The sequence below is a fragment of the Cellulosimicrobium sp. JZ28 genome (assembly GCF_015327065.1).
GTDB lineage: Bacteria > Actinomycetota > Actinomycetes > Actinomycetales > Cellulomonadaceae > Cellulosimicrobium > Cellulosimicrobium funkei.
Genome location: NZ_CP017660.1, coordinates 574,313 through 590,527, shown reverse-complemented (window position 1 = coordinate 590,527; position 16,215 = coordinate 574,313). Strand labels below are relative to the sequence as shown.

The 16,215-nt window shown below is 76.4% G+C and carries 18 protein-coding genes; 6 read left to right on the top strand and 12 right to left on the bottom strand.

The features are described 5' to 3' along the window. Positions 1-11: 11 nt before the first annotated feature. Entirely contained in the window at positions 12-1,499 is a 1,488-nt protein-coding gene (gene pdxR, locus BJP59_RS02630; RefSeq protein ID WP_194522135.1) for a MocR-like pyridoxine biosynthesis transcription factor PdxR, read from the bottom strand. Between the two features lie 66 nt (positions 1,500-1,565). Here pdxR and BJP59_RS02625 point away from each other — a divergent pair, with 66 nt between their 5' ends. After that, complete coding sequence (locus BJP59_RS02625) at positions 1,566-2,495, top strand: DMT family transporter (RefSeq protein ID WP_194522134.1); 930 nt, start codon at positions 1,566-1,568, stop codon at positions 2,493-2,495. A 23-nt stretch (positions 2,496-2,518) separates the two neighbouring features. Further along, positions 2,519-3,526 carry a 1,4-dihydroxy-2-naphthoyl-CoA synthase gene (locus BJP59_RS02620; RefSeq protein WP_137281597.1) on the top strand — a complete coding sequence of 336 codons (1,008 nt, stop codon included), beginning with the start codon at positions 2,519-2,521 and terminating at the stop codon, positions 3,524-3,526. Positions 3,527-3,536: 10 nt separating this feature from the next. Here BJP59_RS02620 and BJP59_RS02615 read toward each other — a convergent pair whose 3' ends face one another. Next, positions 3,537-3,794: a hypothetical protein gene (locus tag BJP59_RS02615; protein ID WP_034655574.1), complete on the bottom strand. Its 258-nt coding sequence runs from the start codon at positions 3,792-3,794 to the stop codon at positions 3,537-3,539. Positions 3,795-3,925: 131 nt separating this feature from the next. After that, entirely contained in the window at positions 3,926-4,996 is a 1,071-nt protein-coding gene (locus BJP59_RS02610) for a DUF3048 domain-containing protein (RefSeq protein ID WP_194522133.1), read from the bottom strand. A 253-nt stretch (positions 4,997-5,249) separates the two neighbouring features. On the opposite strand from BJP59_RS02610, the gene BJP59_RS02605 reads away from it, so the two are divergent. Continuing rightward, positions 5,250-6,386, top strand: coding sequence for an AMP-binding protein (locus BJP59_RS02605; protein ID WP_228485242.1), 1,137 nt, complete (start codon positions 5,250-5,252; stop codon positions 6,384-6,386). 67 nt (positions 6,387-6,453) lie between these two features. Further along, positions 6,454-7,323, top strand: coding sequence for a 1,4-dihydroxy-2-naphthoate polyprenyltransferase (locus tag BJP59_RS02600; RefSeq protein WP_194522132.1), 870 nt, complete (start codon positions 6,454-6,456; stop codon positions 7,321-7,323). A gap of 85 nt (positions 7,324-7,408) precedes the next feature. On the opposite strand, the gene BJP59_RS02595 is transcribed toward BJP59_RS02600, so the two are convergent. Then, positions 7,409-7,789 carry a DUF4229 domain-containing protein gene (locus BJP59_RS02595; RefSeq protein WP_194522131.1) on the bottom strand — a complete coding sequence of 127 codons (381 nt, stop codon included), beginning with the start codon at positions 7,787-7,789 and terminating at the stop codon, positions 7,409-7,411. A 31-nt stretch (positions 7,790-7,820) separates the two neighbouring features. On the opposite strand from BJP59_RS02595, the gene BJP59_RS02590 reads away from it, so the two are divergent. Then, positions 7,821-8,285, top strand: a complete 465-nt coding sequence (locus BJP59_RS02590; RefSeq protein ID WP_194522130.1) for a PLD nuclease N-terminal domain-containing protein — start codon at positions 7,821-7,823, stop codon at positions 8,283-8,285. A gap of 198 nt (positions 8,286-8,483) precedes the next feature. On the opposite strand, the gene ccsB is transcribed toward BJP59_RS02590, so the two are convergent. From ccsB to BJP59_RS02560, 6 genes are all read right to left on the bottom strand, one after another. Further along, entirely contained in the window at positions 8,484-9,515 is a 1,032-nt protein-coding gene (gene ccsB / locus BJP59_RS02585) for a c-type cytochrome biogenesis protein CcsB (protein ID WP_194522129.1), read from the bottom strand. Beyond that, entirely contained in the window at positions 9,512-11,443 is a 1,932-nt protein-coding gene (gene resB, locus BJP59_RS02580; protein WP_081600074.1) for a cytochrome c biogenesis protein ResB, read from the bottom strand. Before resB ends, ccsB begins: the two co-directional genes overlap by 4 nt. Position 11,444: 1 nt before the next feature. Further along, positions 11,445-12,239, bottom strand: a complete 795-nt coding sequence (locus BJP59_RS02575; RefSeq protein WP_031316924.1) for a cytochrome c biogenesis CcdA family protein — start codon at positions 12,237-12,239, stop codon at positions 11,445-11,447. Positions 12,240-12,295: 56 nt separating this feature from the next. Then, complete coding sequence (locus tag BJP59_RS02570; RefSeq protein ID WP_194522899.1) at positions 12,296-12,871, bottom strand: TlpA family protein disulfide reductase; 576 nt, start codon at positions 12,869-12,871, stop codon at positions 12,296-12,298. 211 nt (positions 12,872-13,082) lie between these two features. Further along, positions 13,083-13,754: a histidine phosphatase family protein gene (locus BJP59_RS02565; RefSeq protein WP_043655743.1), complete on the bottom strand. Its 672-nt coding sequence runs from the start codon at positions 13,752-13,754 to the stop codon at positions 13,083-13,085. Between the two features lie 71 nt (positions 13,755-13,825). Then, the gene (locus BJP59_RS02560; protein WP_171467534.1) at positions 13,826-14,353 is read right to left on the bottom strand and encodes a MarR family winged helix-turn-helix transcriptional regulator; all 528 of its coding nucleotides are present in this window, start codon (positions 14,351-14,353) and stop codon (positions 13,826-13,828) included. A 163-nt stretch (positions 14,354-14,516) separates the two neighbouring features. Here BJP59_RS02560 and BJP59_RS02555 point away from each other — a divergent pair, with 163 nt between their 5' ends. Then, a complete protein-coding gene (locus tag BJP59_RS02555; protein ID WP_009862579.1) occupies positions 14,517-15,068 on the top strand; it encodes a YceI family protein in 552 nt (183 codons plus the stop codon). A 120-nt stretch (positions 15,069-15,188) separates the two neighbouring features. Here the strand turns inward: BJP59_RS02555 and BJP59_RS02550 are convergent, their stop codons facing one another. Together BJP59_RS02550 and BJP59_RS02545 are read right to left on the bottom strand one after the other, a co-directional pair. Beyond that, positions 15,189-15,863, bottom strand: coding sequence for a redox-sensing transcriptional repressor Rex (locus tag BJP59_RS02550; protein ID WP_021482510.1), 675 nt, complete (start codon positions 15,861-15,863; stop codon positions 15,189-15,191). A 56-nt stretch (positions 15,864-15,919) separates the two neighbouring features. Continuing rightward, entirely contained in the window at positions 15,920-16,210 is a 291-nt protein-coding gene (locus BJP59_RS02545; RefSeq protein WP_228485241.1) for a glutaredoxin family protein, read from the bottom strand. Positions 16,211-16,215 lie beyond the last annotated feature (5 nt).

Here is a 16,215-nt window from a genome sequence, read left to right as displayed (position 1 = left end):
CCGCGCGCTCGTCAGGCCGGCGGGCGTCCCGCGCCCGCCGCCCGCAGCGCGTCGACGACCCGCGCGACGTCGGGCTCGCGCACGCGCGCCGTGCCGACGACCACGCCGTGCTCGGTCGGCTCGACGCGCTCGACGCCCGTCCCGCTCAGGGGCTCCACGGGGACGCCGGCCGCGCGCAGCCCGTCGACCGCCGCGTCCTCGGCCGCCGGGCCGGGGAGCGGGACGACGAGGTGGAGACCCGCCGCGACGCCCCCGACCGTGACGCCGGGCAGGGCCTCGCCGAGCGCGGCGAGCAGCGCGCGGCGCCGCCGCTGGTAGACGACCCGGGCCCGGCGCAGGTGCCGCTGGTACGCGCCGGAGCCGAGGAGCGCCGCGAGCGCCGCCTGCTCCGGGACGGACGTACCGAGGTCGGCGTGACGCTTGGCCTCGACGAGCGGCCCGACGACGCGCGGCGGCGCGACGACCCAGCCGAGCCGCAGCGCGGGCGACAGGAGCTTGGAGACGGAGCCGAGGAGCACGACCCGCTCGGGGTCCAGGGGCTGCACCGATGCCACGGGCCGACGGTCGTAGCGCAGCTCGGCGTCGTAGTCGTCCTCGAGCACGAGGCGGTCCCCCGCGGCGGCCCACGCGAGCAGCGCACGACGGCGCGCCGGGGCGAGCACGACGCCGAGCGGGAACTGGTGCGCGGGCGTCACGAGCGCGGCGCGCGCGTCCTCGGGGAGCAGGTCGGTCCGCAGCCCGTCGGCGTCGACGGGCACGCCCGCGGGCCGGGTCCCCGCGTCGCGCAGGAGCTCGAGCGCGCCCCGCGACGACGGGTCCTCGACGGCGACCGTGACGGGCCCTGTCCCTGTCCCTGTCCCTGTCCCTGGCCGTGGCCCCGGCCCGGGCGCCACCCGGCCCGCGGCGAGCAGCCGCGCGAGCAGCGCGAGCGCCTGGGCGACGCCGCTCACCACGACGACGTCGCGCGCGGTCACGTGCGCGCCGCGGCTGCGTCGCAGGTGCTCCGCGAGCGCCTCGCGCAGCGCGGGCAGGCCCTGGGGGTCCGGGTAGCCGAGGTCGGCGTCCGCGAGCCCGCGGACGCCGTCGCGGACCGCGCGCGCCCACGCCGCCCGGGGGAACAGCGCCGGGTCCGGGGTCCCGACGCTCACGGGCCGGGGGCCCGCCGTGCCGTACCCGGTGCTCCCGGCCCCCGGGCCCCGCGCGGGCGGTGCCCCTCGGAGGGACGGCGCCGCGGGGAGCGCCGCGACGACGACGCCCGACCGCGGCCGGGACACGAGCAGCCCCTCGCCCACGAGCACGTCGACCGCCGTCGTCACCGTGCCGCGCGAGAGCCCGAGCGCGACGGCGGCGTCCCGGCCCGACGGCAGGACCGTGCCCGCCGCGACCCGCCCCTCGACGACGGCCGCGCGCAGGCCGTCCTGCAACCAGCGGCCGACGTCGCGCGCGGGGCGCGGGCCGAGCACGAGCAGGAGGGCCTCGGGCGCGAGCCGGGTCGTCATCTGGCCCAGTGAACCAGGCACGACCTGGCCCTGCACCCTGGTCCACGACGCTCCTACCGTCGAGGCATGACACCCGCACCCGACCGTCCCGGCAGCTTGCGGACCGGCGACCTGCGCTGCGCCGCGGGCATGGCGATCGTCGGCTCGTCGTTCGTCGCGTCCGCCGCCCTCGCCGGGTTCCCGGTGCTGGGCGGCCAGGCCGCGCGCTACGCCGTCGCCGCGCTCGTCCTGCTCGCCGTCCTCGCCGTGCGCCGGGTCCCCTGGGTGCTGCCCTCGCCCCGCGCGCTCGGGCGCCTGACCGCGCTCGCGGCCACGGGGCTCGTCGGCTTCAGCGTCCTCGTCGTCGAGAGCGCGGGCCGCGCCGACCCGTCGCTCGTCGGGGCCGTCGTGGGCGCCTCGCCCGTCGTCCTCGCGGCCGCGGGGGCGCTACGGGCCCGACGGCTCGGGGTGCGCACGCTCGCGGCCGCCGTCGTGGTGACCGCCGGGGTCGTGGTCGTCGAGGGCGGCGGCGCGGGCGACCCCGTCGGCGTCGCGCTCGCGCTCGGCGCGCTCGCGTGCGAGGTGTGCTTCTCGCTCCTCGCCGTCCCCCTCCTGCCGACGCTCGGCGCGCTGCGCGTGTCCGCCTACGCGTGCGTCCTCGCCGTGCCGCAGCTCGCCGTGCTCGGGCTCGTGCGGCAGCAGGTGTCGGGGAGCCCGTTCCTCGCGGTGCCCGACGGCGCCGAGCTCGCCGCGCTCACGTACCTCGCGGTCGTCGTCACGGCCGTCGCGTTCCTCCTCTGGTACTCCGGGCTCGCGACGATCGGGCCCGCGCGCGCCGGGCTGTTCGCGGGCCTGCTGCCCGTGGCGGCGCTCGTCGCGTCGGTCGTGCTCGGGTTCGAGGAGCCGACCGCGCGGTCGGTCGTCGGGACGCTCGTCGTCGGGGCGGGCCTCGTGCTCGGCCTCGCCCCGGCGCGCGCACGCCGCCCGCTCGCGCACCGGCTACCGTGGCGGGCGTGAGCAGCACCGACCCCACCCCCGCCGTGCCCGACGACGCGAGCCGCGCCCCCGCGCGCCGGGAGCACGCGCTCCCCCGCCAGGTCTCCGAGACGTTCGACCCCCGCGCCTGGCGCGAGGTCGACGGCTTCGAGGCGCTCACCGACCTCACCTACCACCGCGGCGTCGAGCGCGACGCCGACGGCGCCGTCGTGCGGGACCTGCCCGTGGTCCGCGTCGCGTTCGACCGGCCCGAGGTGCGCAACGCGTTCCGGCCCCACACCGTGGACGAGCTGTACCGCGTCCTCGACCACGCGCGCATGACGTCCGACGTCGGGACCGTGCTCCTCACCGGCAACGGGCCCTCGCCCAAGGACGGCGGGTGGGCGTTCTGCTCGGGCGGCGACCAGCGCATCCGCGGGCGCTCCGGCTACCAGTACACGACCGCGCCCGACGGCGGCGGGGACGTGCACACGCGCGACGCCGTCGACCCGGGCCGCGCGGGGCGCCTGCACATCCTCGAGGTGCAGCGCCTCATCCGGACGATGCCGAAGGTCGTGGTCGCGGTCGTCAACGGCTGGGCCGCGGGCGGCGGGCACTCGCTGCACGTCGTCGCGGACCTGTCGATCGCGAGCCGCGAGCACGCGCGGTTCAAGCAGACCGACGCGAACGTCGGGTCGTTCGACGGGGGCTACGGCTCGGCGTACCTCGCACGGCAGGTGGGCCAGAAGCGCGCGCGGGAGATCTTCTTCCTCGCGCGGGAGTACTCCGCGCAGGACGCGTACGAGTGGGGCGCGGTCAACGAGGTCGCGGACCACGCGGACCTGGAGGCGCTCGCGATCGAGTACGCGCGCGTGATCGCGACGAAGTCGCCGCAGGCGATCCGGATGCTGAAGTTCGCGTTCAACCTCGCGGACGACGGGCTCATGGGGCAGCAGGTCTTCGCGGGCGAGGCGACGCGGCTGGCGTACATGACGGACGAGGCCGTCGAGGGGCGCGACGCGTTCCTCGAGCGGCGCGACCCGGACTGGGGACGCTTCGGCTACGCGTTCTGAAGGCCGCGGCTCAGGAGCCGCCGACGAGGCTCGTCAGCATCTCGAGGAGGCCGCGGCCGACGAACGCCGCCGCGACGGCGAGGCCGAACAGGAGCCCGACAGAGACGACGACCGGGACGGCCGAGCGGGCGGCGCCCGGCTCGTCGTCGCGCGACGTGCGCGGCGCGTACGACGGCGGGAGCGACGTCGGGGCCGGGCGCTGCGGGGTGCCCTCCGACGGGGTGCGGGGCTGGGACGGGTGGACGGGGTGCGGGACGACGGTTGCCATGACTCCACGGTGCCGCCCGGGACCCCTGCCGCGCGTCGGCCCCGCGGCTCGACCTGCGCGGCGGACGGTCCCCCTCGGGGCGGAGCGGACGTACGCCGTGGGGAGGACGTCGTCCGCCCGACGGCGGAGGGTCAGCCCACCGTCCAGCTCCCGGACCCCGTGGGCACGAGCTCGATCCAGGACGCGCCCGGCTCGAGCTCGACGGGTGCGCCGTCGGCGCCGCTGAGCACGAGCGGGGCCTCGACGCCCTCCTTGGACCACGTCACCGCGACCTGCTTGCCGCCGCTCGCGACGACGCCCTCGCCCGTCCCGACGAGCTGCGTCTCGGGGACGGGCACGCCTGCCGGATCCTTGAACGGCGTGTCCACCATCGTCGCGGCGAGCAGCACGACGTTCGTCGCCGACAGCCGCACCTCGTCCGCGGAGACGGCCGGGCGGTCGCCCTCGCTGCGCACGTAGCGGCCCTCGCCGCCGTCCCACTCCCACACCGCGCGGCTCGCGTGCGTGAGGCGCACGTCGAGCCGGGTCGCCGCGGCGCCCGCGACCGTCGCGGTCGCCGTCCCGGGCTCGCGCGCGAACACGAGCTGCGCGGGCGGCGGGGACGTGCGGTCGTCGTCGGCCTGGGCCCAGAACGCGTCGGGGCTGCCGTACACGTTGTGCGGGGCGCGCCGCGCGCGCGTGGTCGTGAAGCCGTCGTCGCCCTCGTCCATGACGACCGACTGGACGCCCGCGGCACCCACGGCGTCGATGAACGGCTGCTGCCCGCCGGTGTACGCGAGGACGCCGTGCAGCGGCGCGACGATCGCCGGGTCCATGGGCCGCACCGAGCGGACGGGGCCCACGCTCTCGGGCACCTGCGAGTGGTAGACGGCGACGAAGCGCGTGATGCCGCCCTCGACGACCTCCTCCCACACGACGTCCGCCTGCTCGAGCCCGGTCTGCGGGCGCGCCTGGGGCGCGTTCTCGATCTTCACCGCGAGCGCCGGCCGGTCCGCGACCTCGTCGGCCGCGACGCCCGTGAGCGGCCACACGAGGGGGACGTCCGGCGTCGGGGGCACCCCCTTGGTGCCCGACGCGTCGGGCTCGACCGTCGTGGTGCTCGGCGCCGTCGGCTCGCCCGCGCACCCGGCGAGCGCGACCACCGCCGCCGCCACGACCGCGGCGAGCGCGCTCCCCCGGACTCCTCGTCCCGTCCTCGTCACCCTCGACCTCCCGACGGCCCGGGGCCCCTGCCCGTGCCGGCACCACGACGGACCTGTGTCCTCGGCCACCGTACGACCCGACCTAGGCTGATCCGGTGAACCGCGCCGTCGTCCCCGCCGATCTGGACGCCCTCGTCGCGGCGGTCGGGGCCGCGCTCGACGGTGACGGCCCGCCCGTCGCGCCCGTCCCGCTGCTCCCCCGCCCCCGGGCTCCGGACCGGCCGCGGGCGACGTCCCCGCGGGCACCGCGCTCGTGCTGCGCACGTCGGGCTCGACGGGCGCGCCCCGGGAGGTGCTGCTCGGCGCCGACGCCCTGCGCGCGTCGGGCGCCGCGACGCACGAGCGGCTGGGCGGCCCGGGACACTGGCTCCTCACGCTGCCCCCGACGCACGTCGCGGGGGTGCAGGTCGTCGCGCGGGCCCACGCCGCGGGGCGGGGCCTCACGGTCGCGCCCGCGGGCGAGCCCTTCACCCCCGGCGGGTTCGCGGCGCTCGTCGCGCGCGCCCCGCGCGGCGAGCGGCGGTACGTCTCGCTCGTCCCGACCCAGCTCCACCGCCTCGTCGAGGCGGCCGACGCCGGGTCCGCCGACGGCACCGCGGGACTCGACGCGCTCCGCTCGCTCGACGCCGTGCTCCTCGGCGGCGCCGCGACGCCGCCCGCGCTGCTGCGCCGCGCACGGTCCGCGGGGGCGCGCGTCGTCACCACGTACGGCATGACGGAGACGTGCGGCGGCTGCGTGTACGACGGCGTCCTCCTCCCGGGCGCGCGCGTCCGGCTGGTCCCGGCCGGTGACACCGAGGGCGAGGGGGCGGGCGTCGTCGAGCTCTCCGGCCCGTTCCTCGCGCACGGCTACCTCGGGGAGCCGGACGCGACCGCGGCCGCGTTCCGCACCGACGACGACGGCACGCGCTGGTTCCGCACGAGCGACCTCGGGCGGCTCGACGGCCCCGCGGACGCGCCGGTGCTCGTCGTCCTCGGCCGCGCGGACGACGTGATCGTCACGGGCGGCGTGAACGTCGCCCCGGCCGCGGTCGAGGCCGTGGTCGGCGAGGTCACGGGCGTCGGGGAGGCGTGCGTCGTCGGGGTGCCGCACCCCGAGTGGGGCCAGGAGGTCGTCGCGGTCGTCACGCTGGCGGGCGCGCAGCGCGACGACGGTGCCGCGTCGGGCACCGTGAGCACGGCGGGCACGGCGGGCGCCGGGGGCGTGACGAGCGCCCCGCCCGAGCTCGTCGCCGCCGTGCGGGGCCGCGTCGCGGATAGGCTGGAGCGGGCGGCCGCACCCCGCCGCGTGCTCGTCGTCCCGGACCTCCCCCGGCGCGGGCCCGGCAAGGTGGACCGCGCCGCGGTGGCCCGGATCGCCGTCGAGCACGGGCGCACCCCGCCCGGCTGAGCCGGCCGGACCACCCCGGGCACGACCGAGCCGCACGACCCGAGACGCACGACCGAGACGGAGCACCATGGCCAGCACCACCCAGTGGGTCGCGGGCGCACGCCCGCGCACCCTCCCTGCCGCCGCGACGCCCGTCATCGTGGGCTCCGGCGCCGCGGCCCAGGTGGACGGGTTCGCGTTCTGGCCCGCGCTGCTCGCCCTCGGGGTCGCACTCGCGCTCCAGGTCGGCGTGAACTACGCCAACGACTACTCGGACGGCGTGCGCGGCACCGACCTCGACCGCGTCGGCCCGCTGCGGCTCACCGCGTCCGGGCTCGCGCGGCCCGGGCAGGTGCGCGCCGCGGCGTTCGCCGCGTTCGGTGTCGCGGGCGTGCTGGGCCTCGTCCTGTGCGCGGTCACGGGTCACTGGTGGCTCCTGGCGGTCGGCGCCGTCGCGATCCTCGCCGCCTGGTACTACACGGGCGGGCGCAACCCCTACGGCTACCGCGGCCTCGGCGAGGTCGGGGTGTTCGTGTTCTTCGGCCTCGTCGCGACGCTCGGCACCACGTACACGCAGGCCGGGGTCGTCACGTGGCCGTCCGCGGTCGGCGCGGTCGCCGTCGGGCTGCTCGCGTGCGCGATCCTCATGGTCAACAACATCCGCGACATCCCGACCGACGTCGTCGCGGGCAAGCGCACGCTCGCGGTGCGGCTCGGCGACTTCCGGGCGCGTCGCGCCTACGTCGCGATGATCTGGGTGCCGCTCCTGCTGGCGGTGGTGTGCGCGTTCGCGTCGCCGTGGGCGCTCGGCACGCTCGTGCTCCTGCTGCCCGCCGCGCTCCTCACCGTCCCGGTGGTCGCGGGTGCGCGCGGACCGCTGCTCGTCCCGGTGCTCGCGGGCACCGGCCTGTTCGAGCTCGGCTACGGCGTCCTGCTGGGGGCCGGGCTGGCGCTCTGAGCGCGGCCCGCTCTGGGCGGGCGGGCTCGAGGCGGGCGGGCTCGGGGCGGGCGGGATCGGCCCGGACCGGCTCCGGTGTCCCCGGTCAGCGTGCGGGGGAGGCTCCCGGGCGGCCGGTCGCGTCGGCCTCGGCCTCTGCCTCGGGGCGGGACGTCCCGTCCGCCGCGGCGGGGTCCGCGGACCCGGCGGCAGCCGCGGCGCCGTCGACGGCCGCGTCCTCGGCCGCCGCGTCGTCCTCGATCTCCCGGGAGAACCGCTCGCCCGTGCGGGCGCGGTGCTCGGCCCGGGCGGCGAGGTAGCGCGAGGCCGCCTCGCGGGGCTTGCTCAGCGTCAGGTACGACAGCATGAGCGCGACGGCGGCCGCGACGAGCACGAGCAGCCAGCCGCGCAGGCCGGCGAACCAGAGGGCGCCGAGCGCCACCGCGAAGAGGAGCAGACGCAGGACGGAGTAGACGACGACAGGCACGACTCCAGGGTACGGCCCGTAGGCTGGAGCCATGCTCCGCGTCCTGCTCCCGCTGCTCGCCGTCGGTCTCGCCGTCTACGCGCTCGTCGACCTCGCCTCGAGCGACGAGGACGAGCGCGGCGGCATCCCCAGGGGGCTGTGGGTCGTGCTCATCATCCTCCTGCCGTTCCTCGGTCCCATCGCGTGGATCCTCGTCAAGCGCTCGGCGTCGCGGTCCGGTGCGCGCTCCCGCCCCGCCGGCCGCCCCGGCCCCGGCTCGGCCGCCGGAGGCGCGCGGCGTCGGCGCAACGCGCCCGTCGCGCCCGACGACGACCCCGAGTTCCTCTGGCGGCTCGAGCAGCAGCAGCGCCGCCAGGCGCGCGACGACTCCCCGGCGCCCGCCGACGACGCTCCGGCCACGGACGCGACGCCCGGGGACGAGCGCACCGACGACGGCGACGCGCGCCGCCCCGGCGCGAGCAACCCCTCGGAGGACGGCGACGACGCGACGCGCTGAGGCGCCTGGCGCGACCCGAGGCTCCCGCGACGACGAGGCTCGCACCGCCGTCCGCGACACCACGACGCTCGCACCGCCCAGCCCGCAGCACCACGAGTCTCGCCCCACCCAGCCCGCGGCATGACGAAGGGGGCCACCGTCCGGATCGGACGGCGGCCCCCTTCGTCGTGCTGCGCCGTCGTGCTGCGCAGCGGTCGGTCAGTCGCCCGGGTTGAGGCCCGAGTACGAGTGCTTGCCGTTGAACAGCAGGTTGACGCCGGTGAAGTTGAAGAGCACGCACGCGTAGCCGACGATCACGAAGTACGCCGCGCGGCGGCCGGACCACCCGCGGGTCGTGCGCGCGTGCAGGTACGCCGCGTAGACGATCCAGACGACGAAGCTCCAGACCTCCTTGGGGTCCCAGCCCCAGTAGCGGCCCCACGCGTGCTCGGCCCAGATCGCCCCGCCGATGATCGTGAACGTCCACAGCACGAACGCCACCGCGTTGAGCCGGAAGCTCAGGGCCTCGAGCTGGAGAGCGCCTGGCGTCGAGTCGAGCCAGCGCCACCCGCGGGCCCCGAGGAACGCGTTGCCCGAGTCGCGCGAGTCGCGCAGGAGCTGGAGCACCGAGGTGACGAACGCGACGGTGAAGATGCCCGTCGCGATGATCGCGACCCCGACGTGGATGACGAGCCAGTAGGACTGGAGCGCCGGCTGCACGCCCGTCGCGACGACGAAGAACGCGTTCTGGGCGAGCACGAGGAACAGGACCGACAGCCCCGTGACGAACGAGCCCAGGAAGCGCACGTCGCGCTTGAGGGAGACGGCGAGGAACGCCGCGAGCGCGACGAACGTGCCCACGAGCGTGAACTCGTACATGTTGGCCCAGGGGGTGCGCCCGGCCGCGACCCCGCGCGTGACGATCGCGACGAGCAGCAGCGCGGTACCGAGCCACGTCAGCGAGACGCCGATGTTCGCGGCCTTGCGCGACGGCGGCGCGGCGTCCGACGGGTCCGCGTCGGCGGCGTCCGTCGTGCCGGGCCCGTACGGAGAGGCCGACGAGGCGCCCGCAGCGGTGAGCACCTCGGCGCGGTCCCCGGAGCGCTCGCGCGCGCCGGCCCGGGCGTCGGCCCGTTCGAGGTCCGCGCGGCCCGCGAGGCGCGCGAGGTCGATCGCGAACGCGACGAGCGCGACGGTCAGCGCGGTCGCTGCGGCCCAGACGAGGTCCTGGCTCAGCTCGGCGAGGGTCATCGGTCAGCCTTTCGTGCGCGGTCGCGCGAGGTCGGGTCCTGTGCGGGACGCCCGGTGGGGCAGGTGCCGTCCGCCGGGGCACGCCCCGGCGACGAGGTGAGGTCGCCCTCGTCCGATGGTGCCACGCCCGGGAGCGCGGCGAGAAGCGAGTCGACCTCGCCCTGCAGCCCGGCGTCGTCGCCCCGGGCGAGCCCCGCGACGGCGACGACGGTCCGCTCGCGCGGGGCGTCGTCGTCGCCCGTGCCGGGCACCTCCTCGCGCCACGCGCGCACCCAGACGCGGCGGCGGGGCGTGAACAGGGAGACGGCGAGGCCCAGCAGGGCGCCGAGCGAGAAGACGAGCACCCACGTGAGCGACGGGTCGTGCCGCAGGTCGAGGGCCACGTAGCGCGGCAGGGAGTCGAACGTGATGGTGCCGAGCCCGTCGGGGAGGTCGACGGTCTCGCCGGGCGCGACGAGGATCTTCACCCGCTCGCCGTCTTCGTCGACCGACGGCGTGAGGTCGTCGGTGTCGAGGCGGTAGACGTTCTGGGGCAGGCCCTCGTCGAGGCCCAGGTCGCCCCGGTACACCTCGAGCACGAGGAGCGGGTTGATGGGCTGCGGGTAGATCGAGGCCGCCGTCTCGCCGTCCTCGCTGATCTCGGCAGTCGGCAGGAAGTACCCGACGAGGCCGATCTGGTCGAGGCCGTCCGACACGTCGGGCACCTTGATGACGCCGCGCGACGTGTACATCGTGTCCTCCGGCAGGAACGGCACGCGGCCCGAGAACGCGGTCTCGCCGTCGGCGTCGCGCACCGTCACCTCGGGCGCGAACCCGTTGCCCTGGAGGTAGATCTTCGCGCCGCCCGCGGTGAGCGGGTGGTTGACCTTGATGGTCTCCTCGTGGCGGGCGCCGTCGGGGTCGCGCACCGTGACGAACGCCGTGAAGTCGCGCGACTGGGCGAACGCGGCGGCGTCGGCCGCGAACTCCGACTCGAACGCGTCGAGCGTCATGGAGAACGGGACGAGCGACGACGGGCGGAACCAGGCGCCGTTCTCGAACGTGTCGTAGTCGACGACCGCGTTCGCGAAGCCGCGGCCCTCGGTGACGATGGCCTGGCCGCGGTAGTGCAGGAGCTGGCCGGTCGCGACCGCGACGAGCAGCCCGACGAGGGACAGGTGGAACAGCAGGTTCCCGGTCTCGCGCAGGTACCCGCGCTCCGCGGACACCGTCCGCGCGGCGGGCCGGGCGGCGGCGCGCCCGCGGGCGGGCGTCGCGTCCTCGGCGCCGGTGTCGACGCGGAAGGTCGGGAGCCAGGACAGACGGCCGCGCAGGTGCGTGCTCGCCGCCTCGACGACCTCGTCGGGCGTCGCGTCCGTGACAGCGCGGCCCTGCGCGGGGAACCGGTCGAAGCGGCGGGGCGTGCGGGGCGGGCGGGAGCGCAGCGCCTGGAGGTGCGCCTTGGTGCGCGGCAGGATGCACCCGACGAGCGACACGAACAGCAGGATGTAGATCGCCGAGAACCACACCGACGCGTAGACGTCGAAGAAGCCGAGCCGGTCGAGCCACTCCCCCGTCGTGGGGTTCTCCTGGAGGTAGCGCAGCACCGCCGCCGGGTCCTGCGGGCGCTGCGGCAGGACCGACCCGGGCACCGCCGCGACCGCGAGCAGCATGAGGAGCATGAGCGCGACGCGCATGCTCGTGAGCTGGCGCCACGTCCAGCGCAGCGCACCGCGCCACCCGAGCGACGGGAGCGCCGGGCCGCCGTCGCCCCCCGCGCCGCCCTTCCCGCCCGACGGCGTCCGCTCCCCCGGGCCGTCGCCCGCGGAGAACGCGTCGTCGATGCCCTCGGGGCGGTAGCCCGTCCGCACGGTCGTGCCGGCCTTCTCGGCCTTCTCGACCTGCTCGGCCTGCTCGCTGTTCCCGGGCTCCCCGGTCCGCCGGCTCATCTCACACCACCGTCACGTATCCGCCGATCCAGCCCTGCAGCGACGTCGTCCACGTCGTCCACAGGCCCGTGACCAGCGCCAGACCGATGAGCACCAGCAGCCCGCCGCCGATCCGCATGATCGCGAGACGGTGCCGGCGCAGGAACCCGAGCATGCGCTGCGAGCTCTGCAGCCCCAGCGCGATGAGGAGGAAGGGCACGCCCAGCCCGAGGCAGTACGCGACGCCGAGGATCGCGCCGCGCCCCGCCGACGCCTCGCTGAGCGACAGCGCCTGGACGGCGACGAGCGTCGGGCCGAGGCACGGGGTCCACCCCAGCCCGAACACGATGCCGAGCAGCGGCGCCCCCCACAGCCCGGCCTGCGGGCTCACGTGCAGGCGCCGCTCGCGCTGGAGGAAGGGCAGCGCGCCGAGGAACGCGAAGCCCATGAGGATGACGACCACGCCGAGCACGCGCGTGATGACGTCCTCCCAGCGGACCAGGTGCACGCCGATCGCGCCCGCCGCGAACATGAGCGCCACGAACACGAGCGTGAACCCGGCGACGAACAGCCCGACCCCCGCGAGCACGCGGCCCCGGCTCGGTGCCGCGACCCGGGTGGCCGTCGTCGTGCCCCCGGACGCCGTGCCCCCGTCGCCGGTGGTGGCGGCGGCCATGCCCGAGACGTAGCCGACGTACCCCGGCACGAGCGGCAGCACGCACGGCGACGCGAACGAGACGAGGCCCGCGATGACCGCGACGGGCACCGCGAGCAGCATCGAGCCGCTCCACACGGTCGTCGCGAAGGTGTCGCCGATGCTCGACGCGGCGCCCGCGGGGACCGCGGCGGCGAGGGGCGTGAGGACGGGCACGGTCAGCTCTCGGCGAGGACGTCGTCGACCAGGGCGGTGAGCGTCGACCCCTCGACGAGCCCGATGACGCGCGCCGCGACGCGGCCCTCGCGGTCGAGCACGACGGTGGACGGCACGGCCTGGAGCGGGACGGTGCCCGAGAGCGCCGCGACGACCTCGCCGGACCGGTCGTCGATCGACGGGTAGGGGACGTCGAACCGACGCTGGAACGCCTGAGCGGCGCCCGCCTCGTCGGTCGTGTTGATCCCCAGCACCTGCACGCCGTCGTCGGCGCGGTCGTTGGCGAGCGCCACGAGGTCGGGCGCCTCGGCACGGCAGGGTGCGCACGCCGCGTACCAGGTGTTGAGCACGACGACGTCCCCGAGCCACGCGCTCGTGTCGACCTGCTCGCCCTCGTAGTCCGTGCCCGTGAGCGCGACGACGTCGCCGCGCTCGTCCGCGTCCCACGTGCGGACCGACCCGTCGCCCGAGACGAAGCCCTGCCCCACGACGTCGGTCGTGGCGCCGGAGTCCTGGGCGCACGCCGCGAGACCGAGGGTCGCGGCGAGCACGACGGCGCCCGCCAGCGCGCGGCGCACGGGTCGCCGACGCGACGGCAGGGCAGCGGCCCGCGCCTCGACGGAGAGGGGGCGCGCGGCACGCGCGCGCGAGTCGGCGGTCACGACGGCATCACGGGACGCACCCTGCCCGCGCTTCCTGAACGGGACCTGAGAGACGTGACCTCCGCCACGCCCGAACCGTGCAGTTCGGGCGCGACGGCCGTGGCGACAGCGCTGGACATGACCGACGTCACGCCCCGGAGACGGTCGCCGCGCCCGGGAGGAGGTCCGCGACCGGCTCGGTGTAGTGCAGGCCGACCAGGCGGTCGTCCTCGAAGTGCAGCGACGTGAGCGACGCGAGCGAGCACTCGCGCTTGCGCGGGTCGTGCCAGAGCCGGCGGTTCTCGAAGCTCAGGCGCGTGAGCCACACCGGGAGCTGGTGGCTGACGAGCAGCGCCTCGTGCCCGGCCGCCTTGTCCCGCGCGTCGGCGACGGCGGCCCGCATGCGCGCGACCTGCTCCACGTACGGCTCGCCCCACGAGGGGCGGAACGGGTTCCACAGGTAGGGCCAGTGCTGCGGGTGCCGCAGCGAGCCGTCCCCGACGCCGAAGGTCTTGCCCTCGAAGTGGTTCGCGGCCTCGATGAGCCGCTCGTCCGTGCCCAGCTCGAGCCCGAACGCCTCGGCGGCAGGCGTCGCGGTCTCCTGCGCGCGCTGCAGCGGCGAGGCCACGACGACCGTGAGGTCGGCGCGGGGGCGCGACGTGCCGTCGGGCCCGGGCTCGCCCGCGAGGTGCGCGGCGACGCGGCGGGCCATCTCGTGGCCGCGCTCGGAGAGGTGGTAGCCGGGGATCCGGCCGTAGAGGACGCCGTCGGGGTTGTGGACCTCGCCGTGGCGCAGGAGGTGGACGATGGTGGAGACCATGCCCACCAGTGTCCCGCACTCGGGGCGAGCGCACGCCACCGCGGGTCGGCGCGACGGGCCGGGACGGGTGGTCAGGCGTCGCGGTCGGCCTTGCACGCCTCCGCGACGGCCGCCATCGCCTCGCCCAGCGCCCGGAACTGCTCCGGCGTGAGCACGTCGACCAGGTACCGGCGCACGGCCGCGACGTGGGCGGGCGCCGACGCGACGAGCACGCGGTAGCCCTCGCTCGTCATCGCGCAGTTCACGCCGCGGCGGTCGCCCGAGCTCGCGGAGCGCCGGACCAGGCCGCGCGCCTCCATGCGCGCGACGGTGTGCGTCACGCGGCTGCGCGAGCGGGCGAGCCCGTCCGCGAGCGCCGACATGCGCAGGGTGTGGTCGGGGCTCTCGGAGAGGCGCACGAGCAGCTCGTACTCGTTGAGCGACACCTCGGACCGTTCCTCGTGGTCCCGGCCGAGCGCCTCGATGAAGCGCACGGTCCCGTCGAGGTACGCGCGCCACAGGCGCTGCTGCTCCGCGTCGAGCCAGCGCGGCTCGACGGCGGGGACTGCGGGGGTGCGGACGGTGCTCGCCGTCGGGGTGTCGACGTCGTTGCGGGTCATGGGTCCTCGGCGGTGCGGGAGGGGCTGGGGGCGTGGGGGCGTCGGAACATTGTTCCACTCCACGGGAATAGACGGACCGAGGGGTGCTGTTGATACGCTCGTTCCGAAGTTGAACGTTCAACCACTTGGTCCGCCAGGACCCCGACCACCCGCAGGAGCACCCATGGCCTCGTCGCTGCCCGCCGGCCTCACCGCCGGTACCTACGCCCTCGACGCGTCGCACTCGCAGGCGTCGTTCACCGTCCGCCACGCCGGGATCTCGAAGGTCCGCGGCACCCTCGCGATCACCGACGGCACGATCACCGTCGGCGACGACCTCGAGTCGACGTCCGTGACCGCCCAGCTCGACGCCGCGTCCGTGAGCACGGGCGACGAGAACCGCGACAACCACCTGCGCAGCGCCGACTTCTGGGACGCGGAGAACAAGCCGACGTGGACGTTCACGTCGACGCGCATCACGGGCGACGGCGACGACTACGTCGTGGCCGGCGACCTGACGATCAACGGCGTCACCAAGCCGGTCGAGCTCGAGACGGAGTTCGCGGGCACCGCGACCGACCCGTTCGGCAACCCGCGCGCCGGCTTCGAGGCGACCACCGAGATCTCGCGCAAGGAGTTCGGCCTCACCTGGAACGCCGCGCTCGAGACCGGCGGCGTGCTCGTCGGCGACAAGATCAAGATCGCGCTCGACGTCTCGGCCATCAAGCAGGCCTGACCGTCGTCCCGGGCACGTCCCGGGCGAGACCGGCGCCCTCCGGCAGGGGTGCCGCCCCGAGGGGCCGCGTGCACCGGCACGCGGCCCTTCGTCGTCCCCGGGTCCGGGCGCCGGGGCCGCTCAGCGCTCCTGCGACGCCGCGAGGGCGCGGGCCTGCGAGTGGAACGCGAGGATCTGCAGCTCGCTGCCCACGTCGACGCCGCGCACGTCGACGTCCGCCGGGACCTGGAGCGCGCGCGGCGCGAAGTTGAGGATCTCGCGCACCCCCGCCGCGACCACGCGGTCCGCGACCGCCTGGGCGTGCGCCGCAGGCGTCGCGAGGACGACGATCGACACCTTCTCGCGCTCCACGACCTCCTCGAGCGCGTCGACGTGCTCGACGACGAGGCCCGCGGCCCGCGTCCCGACGACGTCCGGCGACGCGTCGAGGAGCGCCGCCACGTGGAAGCCGCGCTGCTCGTAGCCCGAGTAGTTCGCGAGCGCGTGCCCCAGGTTGCCGATCCCGACGATCGCGATGCGGTGCTCGTCGACGAGGCCCAGGGCCTCGGTGATGTACTGCGCCAGCGAGTCGACGTCGTAGCCCACGCCGCGCGTGCCGAACGAGCCGAGGAACGACAGGTCCTTGCGCAGCTGGGCCGGGCCCACGCCGGACAGCTCCGCGAGCTCGACCGACGACGTCGTCCCGACGCCCCGCGCCACGAGGTCCCGCAGCGCGCGCAGGTAGGACGGGAGCCGCGCCACCGTCGCGCTCGGGATCCCCGGCGCCGTCACCTCACCGACTACCTGCTCAGCCACCGTCACTCCGTCGTCCAGGGACCGTCCTCGTCGACGGTCACGCTCCACGGGAGGAATCATCCCAGGTCCGCGCGCGGCGCCGAAATCCGGGCCACCGCACGCGCCAGCCGGCGCGCGTCCACGCGCCAGAACCCCTGCTGCACCCCGCCGACCGTGACGACCGGCACGTACTCGCCGTACTGCTCGCGCAGCGCCGGGTCCGTGCCCGGCGCGTCCAGGTCGACCTCCGCCCACGCGACGCCCGCGTCGGCGCACACGGCCTCGACGACCGTCCGCGCGTCGTCGCACAGGTGGCAGCCCGCGCGACCGAACAGCAGGACGGGGGCGGGGGCGTCGGAGGTGCTCACGCCTC

What these genes read in the sequence shown, in the direction of transcription:
- BJP59_RS02625 (WP_194522134.1), top strand. Translation starts at nt 1,566, where the DNA reads ATGACACCCGCACCCGACCGTCCCGGCAGCTTGCGGACCGGCGACCTG.
- ccsB (WP_194522129.1), bottom strand. Translation starts at nt 9,515, where the DNA reads ATGACCCTCGCCGAGCTGAGCCAGGACCTCGTCTGGGCCGCAGCGACC.
- BJP59_RS02600 (WP_194522132.1), top strand. Translation starts at nt 6,454, where the DNA reads ATGGCCAGCACCACCCAGTGGGTCGCGGGCGCACGCCCGCGCACCCTC.
- BJP59_RS02560 (WP_171467534.1), bottom strand. Translation starts at nt 14,353, where the DNA reads ATGACCCGCAACGACGTCGACACCCCGACGGCGAGCACCGTCCGCACC.
- pdxR (WP_194522135.1), bottom strand. Translation starts at nt 1,499, where the DNA reads ATGACGACCCGGCTCGCGCCCGAGGCCCTCCTGCTCGTGCTCGGCCCG.
- resB (WP_081600074.1), bottom strand. Translation starts at nt 11,443, where the DNA reads ATGAGCCGGCGGACCGGGGAGCCCGGGAACAGCGAGCAGGCCGAGCAG.
- BJP59_RS02565 (WP_043655743.1), bottom strand. Translation starts at nt 13,754, where the DNA reads ATGGTCTCCACCATCGTCCACCTCCTGCGCCACGGCGAGGTCCACAAC.
- BJP59_RS02555 (WP_009862579.1), top strand. Translation starts at nt 14,517, where the DNA reads ATGGCCTCGTCGCTGCCCGCCGGCCTCACCGCCGGTACCTACGCCCTC.
- BJP59_RS02590 (WP_194522130.1), top strand. Translation starts at nt 7,821, where the DNA reads ATGCTCCGCGTCCTGCTCCCGCTGCTCGCCGTCGGTCTCGCCGTCTAC.
- BJP59_RS02615 (WP_034655574.1), bottom strand. Translation starts at nt 3,794, where the DNA reads ATGGCAACCGTCGTCCCGCACCCCGTCCACCCGTCCCAGCCCCGCACC.